Consider the following 16,024-nt stretch of genomic DNA (forward strand, 5'->3'; position numbering starts at 1 on the left):
GCTACGGCGGACAAGTCGCTTTGCCGACCCCGCGGGACCGCCTCCGTCTCGCTCAGAAATGTAAATAATATCAATAAGATACAAGCGTATTGGGTTTGCGCTCGAATCTTATTGAACAATGTTCAAGTATGTCCTACTGATATTGAACGGAGTTCAATTCGGAGGCCTGCATGCTGCGCCCAAGTGACCAAGCCCAAGCGACCGAGGCCCCGCTGCTGTCGATGCCTGGTCGGCTCCTGCCGACGGTCCGCGAAAAATATCTGCTCGCGGCGCTCTCTGTGCTCGGACTTGCGGCTTTCCTCGCCCCCGCGCTGCCGGCCGCCGGCTGGCACATCCCGCATTTCGTCGACACGCGCGCCTGGCTGGGTGTGCCCAACGCCGGCGACGTCCTGAGTAATCTCGCCTTCCTCGCGATGGGTGTCTGGGGCACGGAGCGGCTGCGCGGCGGCAATGACGCCCCCGTGGGTGCAAGCTGGTTCTTCGTTGGACTGATCCTCACATGCGTGGGTTCGGGCTTCTATCACCTCGACCCCGACATGCCGCAACGGCTCGTGGCCGATCGTCTCGGCATGGCGGTGGCGTTCGCTGGCTTTCTCGGCATTGCGGCCAGCGAGCGCATCAGTGTGCGCGCAGGCGAGGCCGTGCTGGTGCTGATGATGGTTGCCGGCCTGCTCGCGGGCTGGGTCGCGCGCGAGAACCTCACGCCATGGGTGGTCGTGCAGTACGGCGGCATGGCGCTGGCTGTGGGACTGGCGTTGACGCGGCCGCGGCCCGGCGCGATCGGCGTGCCGCTCGGCGGCGTGATTGTCTTCTATGTCCTGGCCAAGCTTTTCGAGCTGGGCGATGTGACCATATTCGAAGCGACCGGGCACCTTGTCTCGGGTCACACGCTCAAGCATCTGGCTGCTGCGTTGGCGGCCTGGCCGGTGATCCGGGCGTTGCGGCCTACTGGCTTCGGCCTGTCCCGTCATTGAGCAAGCACGCCACCTGGTGCCCATCACCCGCCTCCATCAGCACCGGACGCTCCGTCTTGCAACGCTCCATCGCAAACCGGCAGCGGGTGTGAAACGCGCAGCCGGGCGGCGGATTGACGGGACTAGGCACGTCGCCGTCCACCAGCGGCGCGAGCTTCTTCGCCAACGGATTGGCGATCGGCACCGAGGCGAGCAGCGCCTGCGTGTAAGGATGGCGGGGGTTACGGAACAGCTCATCCTTGTCGGCGATCTCGACGATGCGGCCGAGATACATCACCGCGACGCGATGGCTGATATGGGCGACTACGGCGAGATCGTGGGCGATGAAGAGATAGGAGAAGCCGTGCTGCTTCTGCAGGTCGATCAAGAGATTGATCACCTGCGCCTGGATCGATACGTCGAGCGCTGACACCGGCTCGTCGCAGACGATCAGGCGCGGCCCCAGCGCCAGCGCGCGCGCGATGCAGATGCGCTGGCGCTGACCGCCGGAGAATTGATGCGGGAAGTTGCGCATCTGGTCGGGCCGAAGGCCGACCTGCTCGAACAGCTTTGCAACGCGCGCCTCTAGTGCCTGGCCGGTCGCGAGCCCGTGGACCGCAATCGGCTCGCCGACGATATCGCCCGCGGTCATGCGCGGATTGAGCGAGGCGAACGGATCCTGGAATACGATCTGCATGGCGCGGCGATGCGGCCGCAGCGCCGTCTTGGACAGATGGGTAATGTCTTCGCCGTCGAGCCGGATCTGGCCTGACGTCGGCTCGATCAGCCGAAGCACGCTGCGCGCCACCGTCGACTTGCCACAGCCGGATTCGCCGACAAGGCCGAGCGTCTCGCCCGCACCAACGGAGAACGAGACGCCGTCGACCGAATGCACGGTGCCGACCTGCCGGCGCAGCACGCCGGCGCGCACCGGATAATATTTCTTGAGGTCGGTGACCTCGAGTAGAACCTCGCTCATGCCACCTCCGCCACGTCAGCTGCGCGCCAGCAGGCGGCGAGGTGGCCGCCGCCCCAATCGGCCAGCGGCGGATATTCGGCTTCGCAGCGCTTCACCGCGAGCTTGCAGCGTGGCGCGAAAGCGCAGCCTGCGGGTAGCCGCACCAGCGAGGGCACGGTCCCCGGAATTTCGTTCAGTCGCTCCTGCGCCGCGGCGCCGGACGCCGGCACAGCCGGGATCGAGGCCATCAGCCCGCGCGTGTAGGGATGCTTCGGCGCAGCGAACAGCGCCTCGACACTGGCTTCCTCGACTTTCCGTCCCGCATACATCACGATCACGCGCTGCGCGGTTTGCGCGACGACGCCGAGATCGTGCGTGATCAGCACGAGACCGGTACCAAGCTCTTTCTGCAGATCGAGGATCAGGGCCAGGATTTGCGCCTGGATGGTGACGTCGAGCGCGGTGGTCGGCTCGTCCGCGATCAGCAACGCCGGCCGGCATGCCAGCGCCATCGCGATCATCGCGCGCTGACGCATGCCGCCGGAGAGTTGATGCGGATATTCGCGCGCGCGCCGCGCCGGCTCGGGGATGCGCACCAGGTGCAGCATCTCGACCGCAATGTTACGCGCCTCCTTGGTCGACAAGTTCCGATGCAGCCGCACAGCTTCGACGATCTGATCGCCGATGCGGATGACAGGATTGAGCGATGTCATCGGCTCCTGGAAGATCATGGAGATGCGATTGCCGCGGATCTTGCGCATCGCCGCTTCGTCCAGCGCCAGCAGATCGGTGCCTTCGAGCATGATCGAGCCACCAACGATACGACCGGGCGGATCGGACACCAGCCGCATCAGGGACAGCGCGGTGACGCTCTTGCCGCAGCCGGATTCGCCGACGATGGCCAGCGTCTCACCGCGCTTCACGGTGAAGGAGACATCGTCGACGGCTTTGAAGAGGCCAGAATTGGTGAAGAACACGGTCTTCAGGTTCTTCACGTCAAGCACGAGATCGGAGGTATCAGCCATCAGCCGCGCTGCCGGGGATCGAGGATGTCGCGCAGGGCGTCGCCGAACAGGTTTGCACCGAATACAGCGAGGCTGATGGCGATGCCCGGGAAGATCACCAGCCACGGTGCGGTGCGGACATATTCGGCGGCGGACTCCGAGAGCATGCGGCCCCATGACGGATAAGGCTCGGGGATACCGAGGCCGAGGAAGGAGAGCGAGGCCTCGGTGAGGATCGTCGAGCCGAGCTGAGCGGTGGCGAGCACGATCAACGGTGCCAGCGTGTTCGGCAGCACGTGGCGCAGCGCGATGCGCACCTCGCTCATGCCGATCGATTTCGCGGCTTCCACGAATGGCTGCTCGCGCAGCGCCAGCGTGTTGGCGCGGGTGACGCGCGACACGGTCGGGATCAGCGGAATGGCAATCGCGAGAATGACATTCGGCAGCGACGGGCCGAGGGCGGCCGTCATGATCAGGGCCAGCACCAGCAGCGGTAGCGCCTGCAAGATGTCTGAGACGCGCTGGAAGATGAGATCGACCCAGCCAGAGAGATAGCCGGAGGTCAGCCCGACGATCACGCCGATCGTGCCGCCGAGCGCGGTCGAGCCGATCCCGACCGCGAGCGAGATCCGCGCGCCGTGGATGATGCGGCTGAAGACATCGCGGCCGAAGGAATCCGTGCCCATCCAGTGGGCAAGACTCGGGCGCGCCAGCGCGTGCGCGGCATCGACCGTCAGGGGATCGTAACGCGCGATGAAATCGGCAAAGATCGCGGTGAGCACGAACACCGCCATGATGGTCAGTCCGGCCGCGCCCAGCACGTGCCGCTGCGCCAGGAACAGCACGCGCCGCCAGCCGCCGGTCGCATGGGCGCCGGCCCGCCTCAGTTCAACGTCGAAGTCGATCGCGGCCAAGCTGATCTCCTAATCCGTGTACCGGATGCGCGGGTCGAACACCGCGTACAGCATGTCGACGATGAAATTCGCGCTCACCACCACGACGGCAATCAGCATCACGAGGTTCTGCACGATCGGATAATCGCGCCAGCGGATCGCCTCGACCAGGAAGCGGGCGACGCCCGGGATATTGAACACGGTCTCGGTGACAATGAGGCCGCCGATCAGGAACGCCGCCTCGATGCCGATCACGGTGATGACCGGCAGAATCGCGTTCTTCAGCGCATGGTGATAGTTCACCGCGGCGTCGGAGGCACCCTTGGCGCGGGCGGTGCGGATATAGTCCTGCCGCAGCACCTCAAGCATCGAGGATCGCGTGATCCGCATGGTCAGCGCTGAACTGCGGAAACCGACCACCATCGCAGGGATACAATAGGTTGCGAATGCCTCGCCAAGACTCTGCGGATTGGGATTGAAGATCGGCATCTGCCCAAACATGGCGACAGACGCGGTCAGAACCAGCAGGCCAAGCCAGAACGAGGGCAGCGACAATCCGCTCAGGCTCACCACGCGCAAGGCGTAGTCGATCCGTGAGCCCTGCTTGACCGCGCTGATGACGCCAAGCGGAATGCCGATCGAAGCCGAGAACAGCAATGCGAGGCCGGCGAGCCGCGCGGTGATCGGGATTCGCGGCAGGATCTCCTGCAGCGCCGGCTTCTCCGAGACATAGGAGTAACCGAGATCGCCATGCAGCAAGCCGCCGATCCAGTGCAGATATTGCACCACCAGCGGCTGGTCGATGCCGAGCTGCTTCTCGAGATCGACCTTGTCGGCGGGATCGACATAGCCGGCCGCGGCGAACAGGATGTCGACGATGTTGCCGGGAACGATGCGCAACAGGAAGAAGATGACGATCGAGATCCCAAACAGGGTCACGAGCATCAGCAACAGGCGCCGCACCAGATAGGCAAACATCCCGTGCTCTCCTGTCGAGCCGCTAGTCTTCAGCCTGTCGCACTATTTGTCGAGCCAAACGTCCTCGTAGCGAAATCCGTTATAGGAGCTGTTCGACATGATCGTGATCCCCTTGACGTAAGGCTGCCAGCAGGTGCCGGCCCGTGCGTGGAAGATGATCGGGCGGGCGACGTCCTCCTGCAGCTTCTTGTCGATGTCCCAGACCAGTTGCTTGCGCTTGTTCGTGTCGATCTCCTGCGACTGCACGTCGAACAGCTTCTCGATCTCCTTGTTGCAGTAATTGGTGTAGTTCCGCTCCGAACCGCAGGAATAGTTCTCGTAGAAGGACTGGTCCGGATCGTCGACGGAATTGCCGGTCAAATTGAGGCCGAGCATGTAGTCCTTGCGCGCGACCTTCGGGAACCAGTTCGCAGTCTCGACGACATCGAGTTCGCCGTCGATATAGATGCTCTTGAGCTGGTCGATCAGGATCACCGCAGGATCGCGATATTCCGCGAGATTGCGTGTCGAAACCTTTACGGCGAGATGCTTGTCGGGGCCGTAACCGGCCCTCTGCATCAGCTTCTTCGCTTCCTCGCGGTTCGCGTTCACGTCCGGACCGTAACCCGGAATGGTCTGGAGCTTGTCCTTGGGCATGCCCCAGATGCCTTGCGGCGGCGGCAGCATGGTGCCGCCGACGTCGGCCTGACCCTCGAACAGGATATCGACGAAGGCCTTCCGATCGAGTGCCAGCGACATCGCGCGGCGGATATCGATGTTGTCGAACGGCGCCGAGCTCGAATTGACGATGATGTTGGTCGAGACGTTGGTCGGCTCGACGACGCAGACCGCGTTCGGCGCCTGCGACTTGATGTCCTTGAGCAGCGGGATGGTGATATGCGTCGGGAAAGTCATGTCGAACTTGCCGGCGACGAAGGCGAGAATCGCCGTCGAGCGGTTCGGGATGATCGTGTATTCGATGCCGTCGAGATAGGGCAGGCCCTTCTTCCAGTAGTCCGGATTCCGCGTCAGCTTGATCGATTCATTGGCCTTGAACTCGACGAATTTGTACGGCCCGGTCCCGATCGGATGGGTGCGCATGTCCGCCGGCGAGACATGGCAGGGATAGATCGGCGTATAGCCGGAGGCGAGCATCGCCAGCAGCGAGGGCTGCGGCCGCTTCAGGTTGAAGGAGATCTCGAAGTCGCCGTTTGGCGTGACGTCGTCGACCTCGCTGTACCAGGCCTTGCGCGGATTCTGCCGAAGCTTCTGCTGCGACTTGCCCATGAGCAGATCGAATGTGCATTTGACGTCGGCCGACGTGAACGGCTTGCCGTCATGCCATTTGACGCCCTGGCGGAGCTTGAACGCCAGTTTCTTGTTGTCACTGCTCCAGGACCAGCTCTCGGCCAGCTCGGGCCTGAGTGTATCAGGACTGTTCTGCGCAATGTGCTGATCGTAGATGACGAGATTGTTGAACACGCCCATGAAGGGCACGTTGACCGAATAGGTCGCGCCCTCGAGGATCGACGCATTCGCCGGGCTGTCGCGGTGATACATCCGCAGGATTCCGCCCTGCTTGGGCTCGCCGGCGAATGTCGTGGTCGAAAACGCCAGCAAAGACAACGCCGCCGTCGCGGCGAGCGCCCACACGCTCCGCATCCTCGGTCCTCCCTGGACATTAGTCTCTTGGGCCGCTTTTGGCCTGTTTGACCGGACGATAGCCGAGCCGTGTGGAGGGAGGCAACCGGCAAGGGCTCGTACTGTCTTGGTAATTCGGATGACGAAAAGCCGCGGGGTGATTCTCTCACAATGTGAGAGTGCAGGTGCGAACGCACGGTTCCCGTGCAGATGTTGGAGGTCGCATCAACAAACTCCGCCGGAAAGCCAGGACCCGCTACCCCAGGGAGATGTTTGGCGAAGATTGGTCGTTTGGTACTGCTACCTTCTGCAAATCGACATATCACGGGTATGGGTCCTGGCTTTCGCCGGGACGACATCGGGGCCTCACACGATCCTTGACGTCTTGTTGCCCCAGTACCGGTCCCTCAGCAGACGCTTGTACAGTTTTCCCGTCGGCAGCCGCGGCAATTCCTTCTCGAAATCCACCGAGCGCGGCACTTTCTGCCGCGACAGCGATTTTGCGCAAAAGGCGATCAGCTCTTCGGCGAGCGCCTCGCCGGGCATTACGCCCGGCATCGGCTGAACCACGGCCTTCACCTCCTCGCCGAGATCGGCATTGGGCACGCCGAACACTGCGGCATCCGCGACCTTCGGATGGGTGATCAGCAAATTCTCGCATTCCTGCGGATAGATGTTCACGCCGCCGGAGATGATCATGAAGGTGGCGCGGTCGGTGAGATAGAGGAACCGGTCCTCGTCGACATAGCCGACGTCGCCGACCGTGCTCATGCTGCCGTCGGCCGAGCGCGCCTCCTTCGTCTTCTCCGGGTCGTTGAAATATTCGAACGGCGAGCCCGTCTTGAACCAGACCTGGCCGGGCGTGCCGGTCGGGCACGGCTGCATGTTCTCGTCGAGAATATGAAGATCGCCGAGCAGCACCTTGCCGACGGTGCCGCGATGGCTAAGCCATTCCTCGCTGTTGCAGGCGGTAAAGCCGAGCCCTTCGGTGGCGCCGTAATATTCGTGGATGATCGGGCCCCACCACTTGATGATGTCGTCCTTCACCAATGCGGGGCAGGGCGCGGCGGCATGGATCGCGATCTCGAGCGAGGATAGATCGTAGCGCTTGCGCACCTCTTCCGGCAGCTTCAGCATCCGCGAGAACATCGTCGGCACCAGCTGGGTGTGGGTGATGCCCCATTGTTGCACCAGCTGGAGGTAACGTTCAGGGTCGAAATGCTCCATGATGATCACGGTGCCGCCCATGCGGATCGTGAGATTCACGGCGGCCTGCGGCGCGGAGTGGTAGAGCGGCGCCGGCGACAGATAGACCATGCCCTCGCGGTAGTGCCAGAGCTTGGTGAGGAAATCGAACAGCGGCAGATTGTGCTTTGGAGGCTCCTCCGGGAGTGGCCGCAAGATTCCTTTTGGGCGTCCCGTCGTGCCGGAGGAATACAGCATCGCAGTGCCGAGCCATTCATCCGCGATCGGCGTCTTCGGCAGATCCGCGTTGACGTCGGCAAGGCCCACAATGCGATCGCTCTCGCCGGGGCCGTCGGCGACGATGCAGAGCTTGACGTCGGGGCAAGCCTGGATCGCCTCGCGCGCGATGTCGAGCTTCGCCACTGATGTGATCAGGATCTTCGACTGGCTGTTGACGAGGAGATAAGCGAGTTCGCCCGGCGTCAGGAAGGAGTTGATGCAGGTGTAGTACAGGCCGGACCGCTCGCCCGCGGCGCAGGCTTCGAGATACCGGGAGTTGTTCTCCATGAAGATCGAGTAGTGATCGAGCCGCTTCAGGCCATGCTTACGAAACAGATGCGCCAGGCGATTGCTGCGCGCATCGAGTTCGCGATAGGTGACCGCCTCGCCGGTCGCCGCCATGATGAAGGCGGGTTGCAGCGGGCGCAGGCGGGCATGCAGACCTGGGTACATCAGTCCTCCGGCTTGAAGATCATGCGGCGAGATCGAGGATTTCGCGAATCTGCGCCGGGCTCTCGATCTTGCGCGGATTGCGCGGGATCCAGTTCGTGCGCATGGCCTGTTCGGCGATGACGTCGAAATGCTCCGGCGAGACGCGGACATCGGCAAGGCGACGCGGCATGCCCAGCGAGCGGATGAAGGCATCGAGCACGTCGGCGGCGTTATGGCCGGGGAAGCCCATCGCGGCGGCGACGATCATCTGTTGCTCGGCATTGGCGCTCGCATTCCAGCGCATCACCGCCGGCAGCATGACGCAGGAGGTGTGGCCGTGGGGCACGTCGAAGGCCGCGCCCAAGACATAGCCGATGCCGTGGCTCGCGCCCATCGGCACACCGGCCGCGAGCGCGCCCATCGACAGCCAGGTGCCGATCTGCGCGTCCATCCGCGCGTCCAGATCTCGGGGGTCGGCCTTCACCCGCGGCAGCGCGTCGGCGAGCATGGCAAGGCCCTTCACCGACTGTGCGTCGGCATAGGGATGCGTCTCGTGCGAGCAGATCGCCTCGACGCAGTGATCGATGGCGCGGATGCCGGTGGAGAGAAACAGCCATTCCGGCGTGTGCACGGTGATGGCAGGGTCGAGGATGGTTGCGCGCGGCACCGCCAGCGGATGCCGCAGCATCTGCTTCACATGCGTGATGCGGTCGGTCACGCCGGCGATCGATGAAAACTCGCCGCCTGCAATCGTGGTCGGCACGCTGATCTGCCGCACGGTCGGTGCGGTCATCTCGGGCGCGATGCCCTTGTGCACACGGATGCGGTCGATGCCGGCGATATCGTCGATGCCATTGGCAAGGCAAAGCTGCACCGCCTTGGCGCCGTCGGTGATCGAGCCGCCGCCCACGGTGACGATCAGGTCAGCGTCGACCGCGCGCGCGGCATTGGTGGCCGCGACCACCGCCTCGCGCGGCGTGTGCGCCGGCATCGCATCGAACAGCCCGGCGCAGCGCGCACCGAGCGCCTTTACGATCTCAGTGATTTCGTCGGTCTCTCGGTTCAGCGTCCCCGAGACCATCAGGAAGGCGCGGCGGGTTCCCAGCCGGTCCATCTGCGCGACGATGGCCTCCGCCGCCGGATGGCCAAACACGACCTCCTCGATCGCACCATAAACGACACGTCCCTGATGCACGCCTGTCCTCCCCGGACAATTCGTCTTGTTTTGTAAGGGGTAGTCTAGCCAAGCCGGCCGCCTCAGTCATGTGCGAAGACGCTGGCGCTTCTTCTCCCTCTCCGCAGGCGGGAATAGGCGAAGAGAGCGCGTGTCAACTCGCCATCAGGCCAGGGCATCCTGCCGAGCATTGTGCGCGAGGTAGTCTTGAAGATTTCATCATCGCCACCCATCTTGTGGCGCCCGCGGGTAGAGGACTACCCTGCATTTTCCGCGGCTTTCATGCGAGGACCTGGGATGAGTGGACCGGACGGAAGCGAGCAATTTGTCAAAACGCACGATTTCGTTCAGCTCCGGCCTTATGCGCTAGCCGGTCTTCTTGCTGCGGCCGTCGCCCTCAGCGGTTGCGGACAACCGACCTCGCAAGCGGCCGCGCCGCCGCCTCCGCCCGTGACCGTTGCCCAGCCGGTCAAGCGCACCGTCACCGATTGGGACGAGTACACCGGTCGCTTCGAGGCGGTCGAGGAGGTGCAGGTGCGCCCCCGCGTCGGCGGCTTCGTCAACTCGGTCGAGTTCCAGGATGGCGCGATCGTGCATCAGGGCGATCTGCTTTACGTCATCGACCCGCGGCCGTTCGAGGCGGTGGCCGAGCAGGCCGACGGCCAGCTATCCGACGCCCGCGCCAAGGTGGAACTTGCCAAGCGCGAGCTCGACCGCGGCCTGAATCTGGTGCAGACCAGCGCGGTCTCCGAGCAGGTCGTCGACCAGCGCCGCCAAGCCTTGCAGGCCGCGCACGCTGCCGAGACCCAGGCCGAGGGCGCGCTGAAGGCCGCCCGGCTCAACATCGAGTTCACCCATGTCACCGCGCCACTCACCGGCCGCGTCAGCCGCCATCTGGTCAGCCCCGGCAACCTCGTGCAGGGCAGCGACACCGGGACCTCGACGCTGCTGACCTCGATCGTCTCGCTCGACCCGATCTACATCTATTTCGACATGGATGAGACGACCTTCATCAAATACAGCAAGCTCTGGTTCGAGGGAAAACGCCCAAGTTCGCGCGACACCGCAAACCCCGTGCAGGTGACGCTCGCGGGCGAGACCAAGCCGTCGCATGATGGCGCCATCAACTTCCTCGACAACCGCCTCGATGTTTCCACCGGCACATTGCGCAGCCGCGCCGTGGTCAAGAACACTGACCTCTCGATCCTGCCCGGCCAGTTCGGTCGCGTCCGCCTGATCGGCAGCGCGCCGTACGAAGCGCTGCTGATCCCGGATACCGCAATCGCCACCGACCAGTCGCGCAAGATCGTCTTCGTGGTGAAGTCCGACGATACCGTCGAAGCGCGGCCCGTCGTGCTCGGACCGCTCGATGACGGCCTGCGCGTCATCCGCGAGGGGTTGAACGCGGATGACCGCGTCATTGTCAACGGCATCCAGCGCGCGCGTGTCGGCGCCAAGGTCGCCCCATCTCCTGCTCAAGCGCCGGCAGGTGGCAAGACCGGTGCGAAGGCTGGTGACAAGTCATGAATCTTGGCCGTCTGTCCATCAACCAGCCCATCCTGGCGATGGTGTTGTCGATCGTGCTCCTGATCGTCGGCACGCTCGCTTATTCGACGCTGCCGATCTCCGAATATCCGCAAGTGGTGCCACCGACCGTCGTCGTCACGACGCAATACCCCGGCGCCTCGGCGCAAACCGTGTCCGACACCGTCGCTGCTCCGATCGAGCAGCAGATTAACGGCGTCGAGGACATGCTGTATCTCTACAGCCAGGCCACCTCGAACGGCCAGCTCACCATCACCGTCACCTTCAAGCTTGGCACCGATCTCGACAAGGCGCAGGTGCTGGTTCAAAACCGGGTCGCGATCGCGCAGCCGCAGCTTCCGGATGAAGTGCAGCGCAACGGTGTCGTCACCCGCAAGAACTCGCCCGACATCCTGATGGTCGTGTTCATGCTGTCGCCGGACGACACGTTCGACCAGCTCTATATTTCCAACTATGCACTGCTCCAGGTCCGCGACCAGTTGCTCCGCATCGACGGTGTCGGCGACATCCAGATGTTTGGCGCGCGCGACTATTCGATGCGGCTGTGGCTCGACCCTGATCGTATCGCCAATCTTGGCCTGACCTCGACCGAGGTGCTGGCCGCGATCCGCGCCCAGAACGTGCAGATTGCAGGCGGCCAGATCGCCGAGCCGCCGATTGCCGACCGCGCCTTCCAGCCAAACCTCGTCTTCACCGGGCGGCTGAAAGACCAGAAACAGTTCGAGGACATCCTGATCAAGGCCGGCTCGGACGGCCGCACGGTGCGCCTGCGCGACGTCGCTCGCATCGAGCTCGGTGCGCTCGCTTATTCGACCAACAGCTTCCTGCTGCGTAAATCCGCGGTCGCTATGCTGGTGACGCAGCGGCCGGGATCGAATGCGCTCGCGACGGCCAAGAACATCTCCGACACGATGGCGAAGCTCAAGCAGGGCTTTCCGAAGGGCCTCGACTTCAACATCGGTTATAATCCGACCGAATTCATCGCGCAGTCCGTCCACGAGCTGATCAAGACCATCTACGAAGCCATGCTGCTCGTGGTGGTCGTCGTGCTGGTGTTCCTGCAGGGATGGCGGGCGGCGATCATCCCGATCATCGCCATTCCGGTGTCGCTGGTCGGCACCTTTGCAGTGATGGCGGCGCTCGGCTTCTCCATCAACAATCTGACGCTGTTCGGGCTCGTGCTTGCGGTTGGCATCGTGGTCGACGACGCCATCGTCGTGGTCGAGAATGTCGAGCGGCATCTCGAGCACGGGCTCAGCCGGCGCGACGCGGCGCTGAAGACGATGGAGGAGGTCGGCGGCGCGCTGGTCTCGATCGCCCTGGTGCTCTGCGCGGTGTTCGTGCCGACCGCGTTCCTCGGCGGCATCTCCGGGCAATTCTTCCAGCAATTCGCGGTGACCATCGCGGTTGCGACCGCGATCTCCTGCTTCTGCTCGCTGACGCTGTCGCCGGCATTGGCTTCGCTGATCCTCACGCCCCACGCCGAGAAGCGGCCGCCTGCCGCGTGGAATCTGTTCGCGCGCGGATGGAATGCCTTCACCGGCGTCTTCAACCGCGTATTCGACCGGCTCTCGCACGGCTATGCCGGCCTCGCCAATTTCGTCATCCGGCACTCCGTGGTGATGATCCTGATCTATGTCGTGCTCATCGGCAGCGCAGGCTGGCTGATCGGGACGACGTCGCAGGGCTTCATCCCCGCGCAGGATCGCGGCTATGTCATCATCTCGGCGCAGCTGCCGGGTGCGGCATCGCTGGCGCGGACCACCGAAATTGTCCGAGAGATCGAGCGGATCTCGCTGGATACGCCAGGTATCGTCCGCGTCGCGGCCTTCGCCGGCTTCTCCGGCGCGACGCGCACGCAGGCCGGCAATGCGGCGGCGCTCTTCCCTGTTTTCGATGAGCCAGAGGTGCGGCTGAAGAAGGGCTTGACGGCGAATGCCATCACAGCCGAGCTGCGCAAGCGACTGGCTGCGATCCAGGGCGCCTTCATCATCGTGATTCCGCCGCCGGCCGTGCCCGGCATCGGCACCGGCGGTGGCTTCACCATCCGCATCCAGGATCGGCAGGGGCGTGGACCGGAGCTGCTGGCGTCCGCAACCGACGAACTCGTCGCCGCGGCGCGCAAATCGCCAGCGCTCCTTGCCCCCACGGTGTTCTCGCCGTTCTCCGCCAATACGCCGCAGCTGTTCGTCGACATCGACCGCACCAAGGCGCAGAAGCTTGGCGTGCCCATCGCCAACATCAACGACACGATCCAGACCTATTTCGGATCGACCTATGTCAACGACTTCAACCTGTTCGGCCGTACCTATCACGTCACCGCGCAGGCTGACTTCCCGTTCCGGAAAGAGCCCAGCGATCTCGCGCGCCTGCGCACGCGCAACGCCTCCGGCGACATGGTGATGCTCGGCAGCGTGGTCGACTTCAGGGATGTCTCGGGACCCGATCGCGTGGCGCGCTACAATCTCTACGCGGCGTCCGAGCTTCAGGGCGAGCCGGCACCGGGCACGAGCTCGACCACCGCGCTCAACGCCATCAAGAAGCTCGCCGACGACACTTTGCCGAGCGGCTTCACCTTCGAGTGGACCGACCTGTCCTATCAGCAGATCAACGGCGGCAATGCCGGCCTCTACGTGTTCCCGATATGCGTGCTGTTCGTCTATCTCGTGCTTGCCGCGCAATATGGCAGCTGGACACTGCCGTTCGCGGTGATCCTGATCGTGCCGATGTGCCTGCTCGCTGCCACGATCGGCGTGCGCATCATGGGCCAGGACGTCAACATCCTCACCCAGATCGGCTTCGTCGTCCTGGTGGGGTTGGCGGCGAAAAACGCGATCCTGATCGTCGAGTTCGCGCGCGACATCGAGAAGGAGGGCAAACCGCGGCTGGAGGCTGTGATCGAGGCCTGCCGCCTGCGCCTGCGGCCGATCCTGATGACGTCCTTCGCCTTCATCCTCGGCGTGTTGCCGCTGGTGATCTCGTCCGGCTCAGGTTCCGAAATGCGCCAGGCCGTCGGCGTTGCCGTGTTCTTCGGCATGATCGGCGTCACCCTGTTCGGCCTGCTGTTCACTCCGATCTTCTATGTCGTGGTGCGGAACTTGGCCGAGGGCCGGAACGAGAAGGGGACGGTCTCGTCGTCTTGACCACCAACGTATCCAAAATCTCGATGTCGTCCCGGCCTTCGCCGGGACGACAGTTTTTGCTTGGCGCCCCTGCCAACGATCAACACGAAACCCATGGGCATAGCCGGGGTTCTTCACTAATATCCGCGCGATTTCAAAACAGAACACTGCTGGGAGATAACGAATGAAATCAGGACTTTTGGCCGCTGTCGCAACCTCGGCCCTTTTGCTGGCCGCGCCGGCTTTCGCGCAAGGCGTCAAGATCGGCATCCTCAACGATCAGTCCGGCGTTTATGCCGATTACGGCGGCAAGTACTCCGTCGAAGCAGCGAAGATGGCGATCGAGGATTTTGGCGGCGAGGTGCTCGGCCAGAAGATCGAGATGGTCACCGCCGATCACCAGAACAAGCCTGACCTCGCCACATCCATCGCGCGCCGCTGGTACGACGCCGAGAACGTCGACATGATCACCGAGCTGACGACCTCGTCGGTCGCGCTCGCAGTGCAGGAGCTGTCGAAGGAAAAGAAGAAGATCGACATCGTGGTCGGCGCGGCGACATCGGCCATAACAGGCGCTTCATGCGTGCCCTACGGCTTCCACTGGGCCTTCGATACCCACGCGCTTGCGGTCGGCACCGGCGGCGCGCTGACCAAGGCCGGCGGCGACACCTGGTTCTTCCTCACCGCTGATTACGCGTTCGGCTATGCGCTGGAGAAGGACACCAGCGAGATCGTCACGGCCAGCGGCGGCAAGGTGCTGGGCTCGGTCCGCGTGCCTCTCAACTCGTCGGACTTCTCGTCCTTCCTGCTGCAGGCGCAGAGTTCGAAGGCGAAGATCGTCGGCCTCGCCAATGCCGGTCAGGATACCACCAACTCGATCAAGCAGGCGGCTGAATTCGGCATCGTGCAGGGTGGCCAGAAACTTGCCGGCCTGCTGATGACGCTCGCCGAGGTGAACGGTCTTGGCTTGCAGGCGGCGCAGGGCCTGGTCCTGACCGAAGGCTTCTATTGGGATCATGATGATGCCTCGCGTGCCTTCTCCGAGCGTTTCTTCAAGCGCACCGGCCGGATGCCGAGCATGATCCATGCCGGTACCTATTCGGCGACGCTGAGCTATCTGAAGGCAGTGAAAGCCGCCGGCACCAAGGACACCGACGCGGTCGCCAAGAAGCTGAAGGAATTGCCGGTCGATGACGCCTTCGCCAAGGGCAAGGTGCTCGCCAACGGCCGCATGGTCCACGACATGTATCTGTTCGAGGTCAAGAAGCCCTCGGAATCGAAGAAGCCGTGGGACTATTACAAGCAGCTCGCCGTCGTCCCCGGCGACCAGGCGTTTTCGACAGCCAAGGACAGCGGCTGCCCTCTGACGAAGTGAGGGGTTGAGCTAGCGCTACAAGCCCCAATGTCGTCCCGGATCGGCGCGCGCCTAGGGGCGCGCTTGTCCGGGACGACGGCTGAGATTGAGGCGCGATCTTGCCTCACACCACCCTCAACACCACGACCCACAACGCCCCCGCCCACAGCGCGATCGCCGCGGTCGCCTGGATCGCAAAGCCCGGGCCGCGCTTGGCGGCGGCTTGCGAATAGCCGATGAAATACACGATGCGGCCGATGATCCAGACCGCGCCGATGCCGGCCGCGATGGCGTCGCTGATATAGATCGCGAACAGCCACAGCGACGGCAAGAAGATCGGCATCCATTCCAGCGTATTCATCTGGATGCGGAAGGCGCGCTCGAAATCCGGATGGCCCGACATCGCCGGCACCTTCACGCCGGTCCTGGTCCGGGACCGCGAGACGTTGATGCAGGTGAAGAAATAAAACGCAAGCGCGAGCAGCGTGACGAGGGCGGTGAAATGATACTTCGCAAGATCCCTTCAA

The 16,024-nt window shown here is 63.6% G+C and carries 12 protein-coding genes; 4 read left to right on the top strand and 8 right to left on the bottom strand.

All coding sequences use genetic code 11. From position 1 onward, the window contains the following. Window positions 1–170: 170 nt before the first annotated feature. Window positions 171–974: a hypothetical protein gene (locus tag XI06_RS39490; RefSeq protein WP_271607777.1), complete on the top strand. Its 804-nt coding sequence runs from the start codon at window positions 171–173 to the stop codon at window positions 972–974. On the opposite strand, the gene XI06_RS39495 is transcribed toward XI06_RS39490, so the two are convergent. The 7 genes from XI06_RS39495 to XI06_RS39525 all read right to left on the bottom strand — a co-directional run bounded on the left by XI06_RS39495 (window position 946) and on the right by XI06_RS39525 (window position 9,497). Next, complete coding sequence (locus XI06_RS39495; RefSeq protein ID WP_237860287.1) at window positions 946–1,932, bottom strand: ABC transporter ATP-binding protein; 987 nt, start codon at window positions 1,930–1,932, stop codon at window positions 946–948. The genes XI06_RS39490 and XI06_RS39495 overlap by 29 nt on opposite strands. Continuing rightward, window positions 1,929–2,936, bottom strand: a complete 1,008-nt coding sequence (locus XI06_RS39500; RefSeq protein WP_237860284.1) for an ABC transporter ATP-binding protein — start codon at window positions 2,934–2,936, stop codon at window positions 1,929–1,931. Before XI06_RS39500 ends, XI06_RS39495 begins: the two co-directional genes overlap by 4 nt. Further along, window positions 2,936–3,829 carry an ABC transporter permease gene (locus XI06_RS39505; protein ID WP_237860281.1) on the bottom strand — a complete coding sequence of 298 codons (894 nt, stop codon included), beginning with the start codon at window positions 3,827–3,829 and terminating at the stop codon, window positions 2,936–2,938. The genes XI06_RS39500 and XI06_RS39505 overlap by 1 nt, the downstream gene beginning before the upstream one ends. A gap of 9 nt (window positions 3,830–3,838) precedes the next feature. Continuing rightward, window positions 3,839–4,786 carry an ABC transporter permease gene (locus XI06_RS39510; RefSeq protein ID WP_237860278.1) on the bottom strand — a complete coding sequence of 316 codons (948 nt, stop codon included), beginning with the start codon at window positions 4,784–4,786 and terminating at the stop codon, window positions 3,839–3,841. A gap of 42 nt (window positions 4,787–4,828) precedes the next feature. Continuing rightward, window positions 4,829–6,427, bottom strand: coding sequence for an ABC transporter substrate-binding protein (locus tag XI06_RS39515; RefSeq protein WP_271607778.1), 1,599 nt, complete (start codon window positions 6,425–6,427; stop codon window positions 4,829–4,831). 345 nt (window positions 6,428–6,772) lie between these two features. Continuing rightward, a complete protein-coding gene (locus XI06_RS39520; protein ID WP_237860274.1) occupies window positions 6,773–8,323 on the bottom strand; it encodes an AMP-binding protein in 1,551 nt (516 codons plus the stop codon). Between the two features lie 19 nt (window positions 8,324–8,342). Beyond that, on the bottom strand, window positions 8,343–9,497 hold the full coding sequence (locus tag XI06_RS39525) for an iron-containing alcohol dehydrogenase (protein ID WP_237860272.1): 1,155 nt from the start codon (window positions 9,495–9,497) through the stop codon (window positions 8,343–8,345). A 276-nt stretch (window positions 9,498–9,773) separates the two neighbouring features. Between XI06_RS39525 and XI06_RS39530 the strand changes: the two genes are divergently transcribed. The 3 genes from XI06_RS39530 to XI06_RS39540 all read left to right on the top strand — a co-directional run bounded on the left by XI06_RS39530 (window position 9,774) and on the right by XI06_RS39540 (window position 15,518). Next, complete coding sequence (locus XI06_RS39530) at window positions 9,774–11,003, top strand: efflux RND transporter periplasmic adaptor subunit (RefSeq protein WP_237860270.1); 1,230 nt, start codon at window positions 9,774–9,776, stop codon at window positions 11,001–11,003. Further along, the gene (locus XI06_RS39535) at window positions 11,000–14,164 is read left to right on the top strand and encodes an efflux RND transporter permease subunit (protein WP_271607779.1); all 3,165 of its coding nucleotides are present in this window, start codon (window positions 11,000–11,002) and stop codon (window positions 14,162–14,164) included. Before XI06_RS39530 ends, XI06_RS39535 begins: the two co-directional genes overlap by 4 nt. Window positions 14,165–14,327: 163 nt before the next feature. Continuing rightward, a complete protein-coding gene (locus tag XI06_RS39540; RefSeq protein WP_237860266.1) occupies window positions 14,328–15,518 on the top strand; it encodes an ABC transporter substrate-binding protein in 1,191 nt (396 codons plus the stop codon). Between the two features lie 103 nt (window positions 15,519–15,621). Here XI06_RS39540 and XI06_RS39545 read toward each other — a convergent pair whose 3' ends face one another. Then, a complete protein-coding gene (locus XI06_RS39545; protein WP_333909389.1) occupies window positions 15,622–15,981 on the bottom strand; it encodes an MAPEG family protein in 360 nt (119 codons plus the stop codon). Between the last annotated feature and the right edge of the window lie 43 nt (window positions 15,982–16,024).

This window comes from Bradyrhizobium sp. CCBAU 11434, assembly GCF_028128895.1.
GTDB classification, from domain to species: Bacteria; Pseudomonadota; Alphaproteobacteria; order Rhizobiales; family Xanthobacteraceae; genus Bradyrhizobium; species Bradyrhizobium zhengyangense.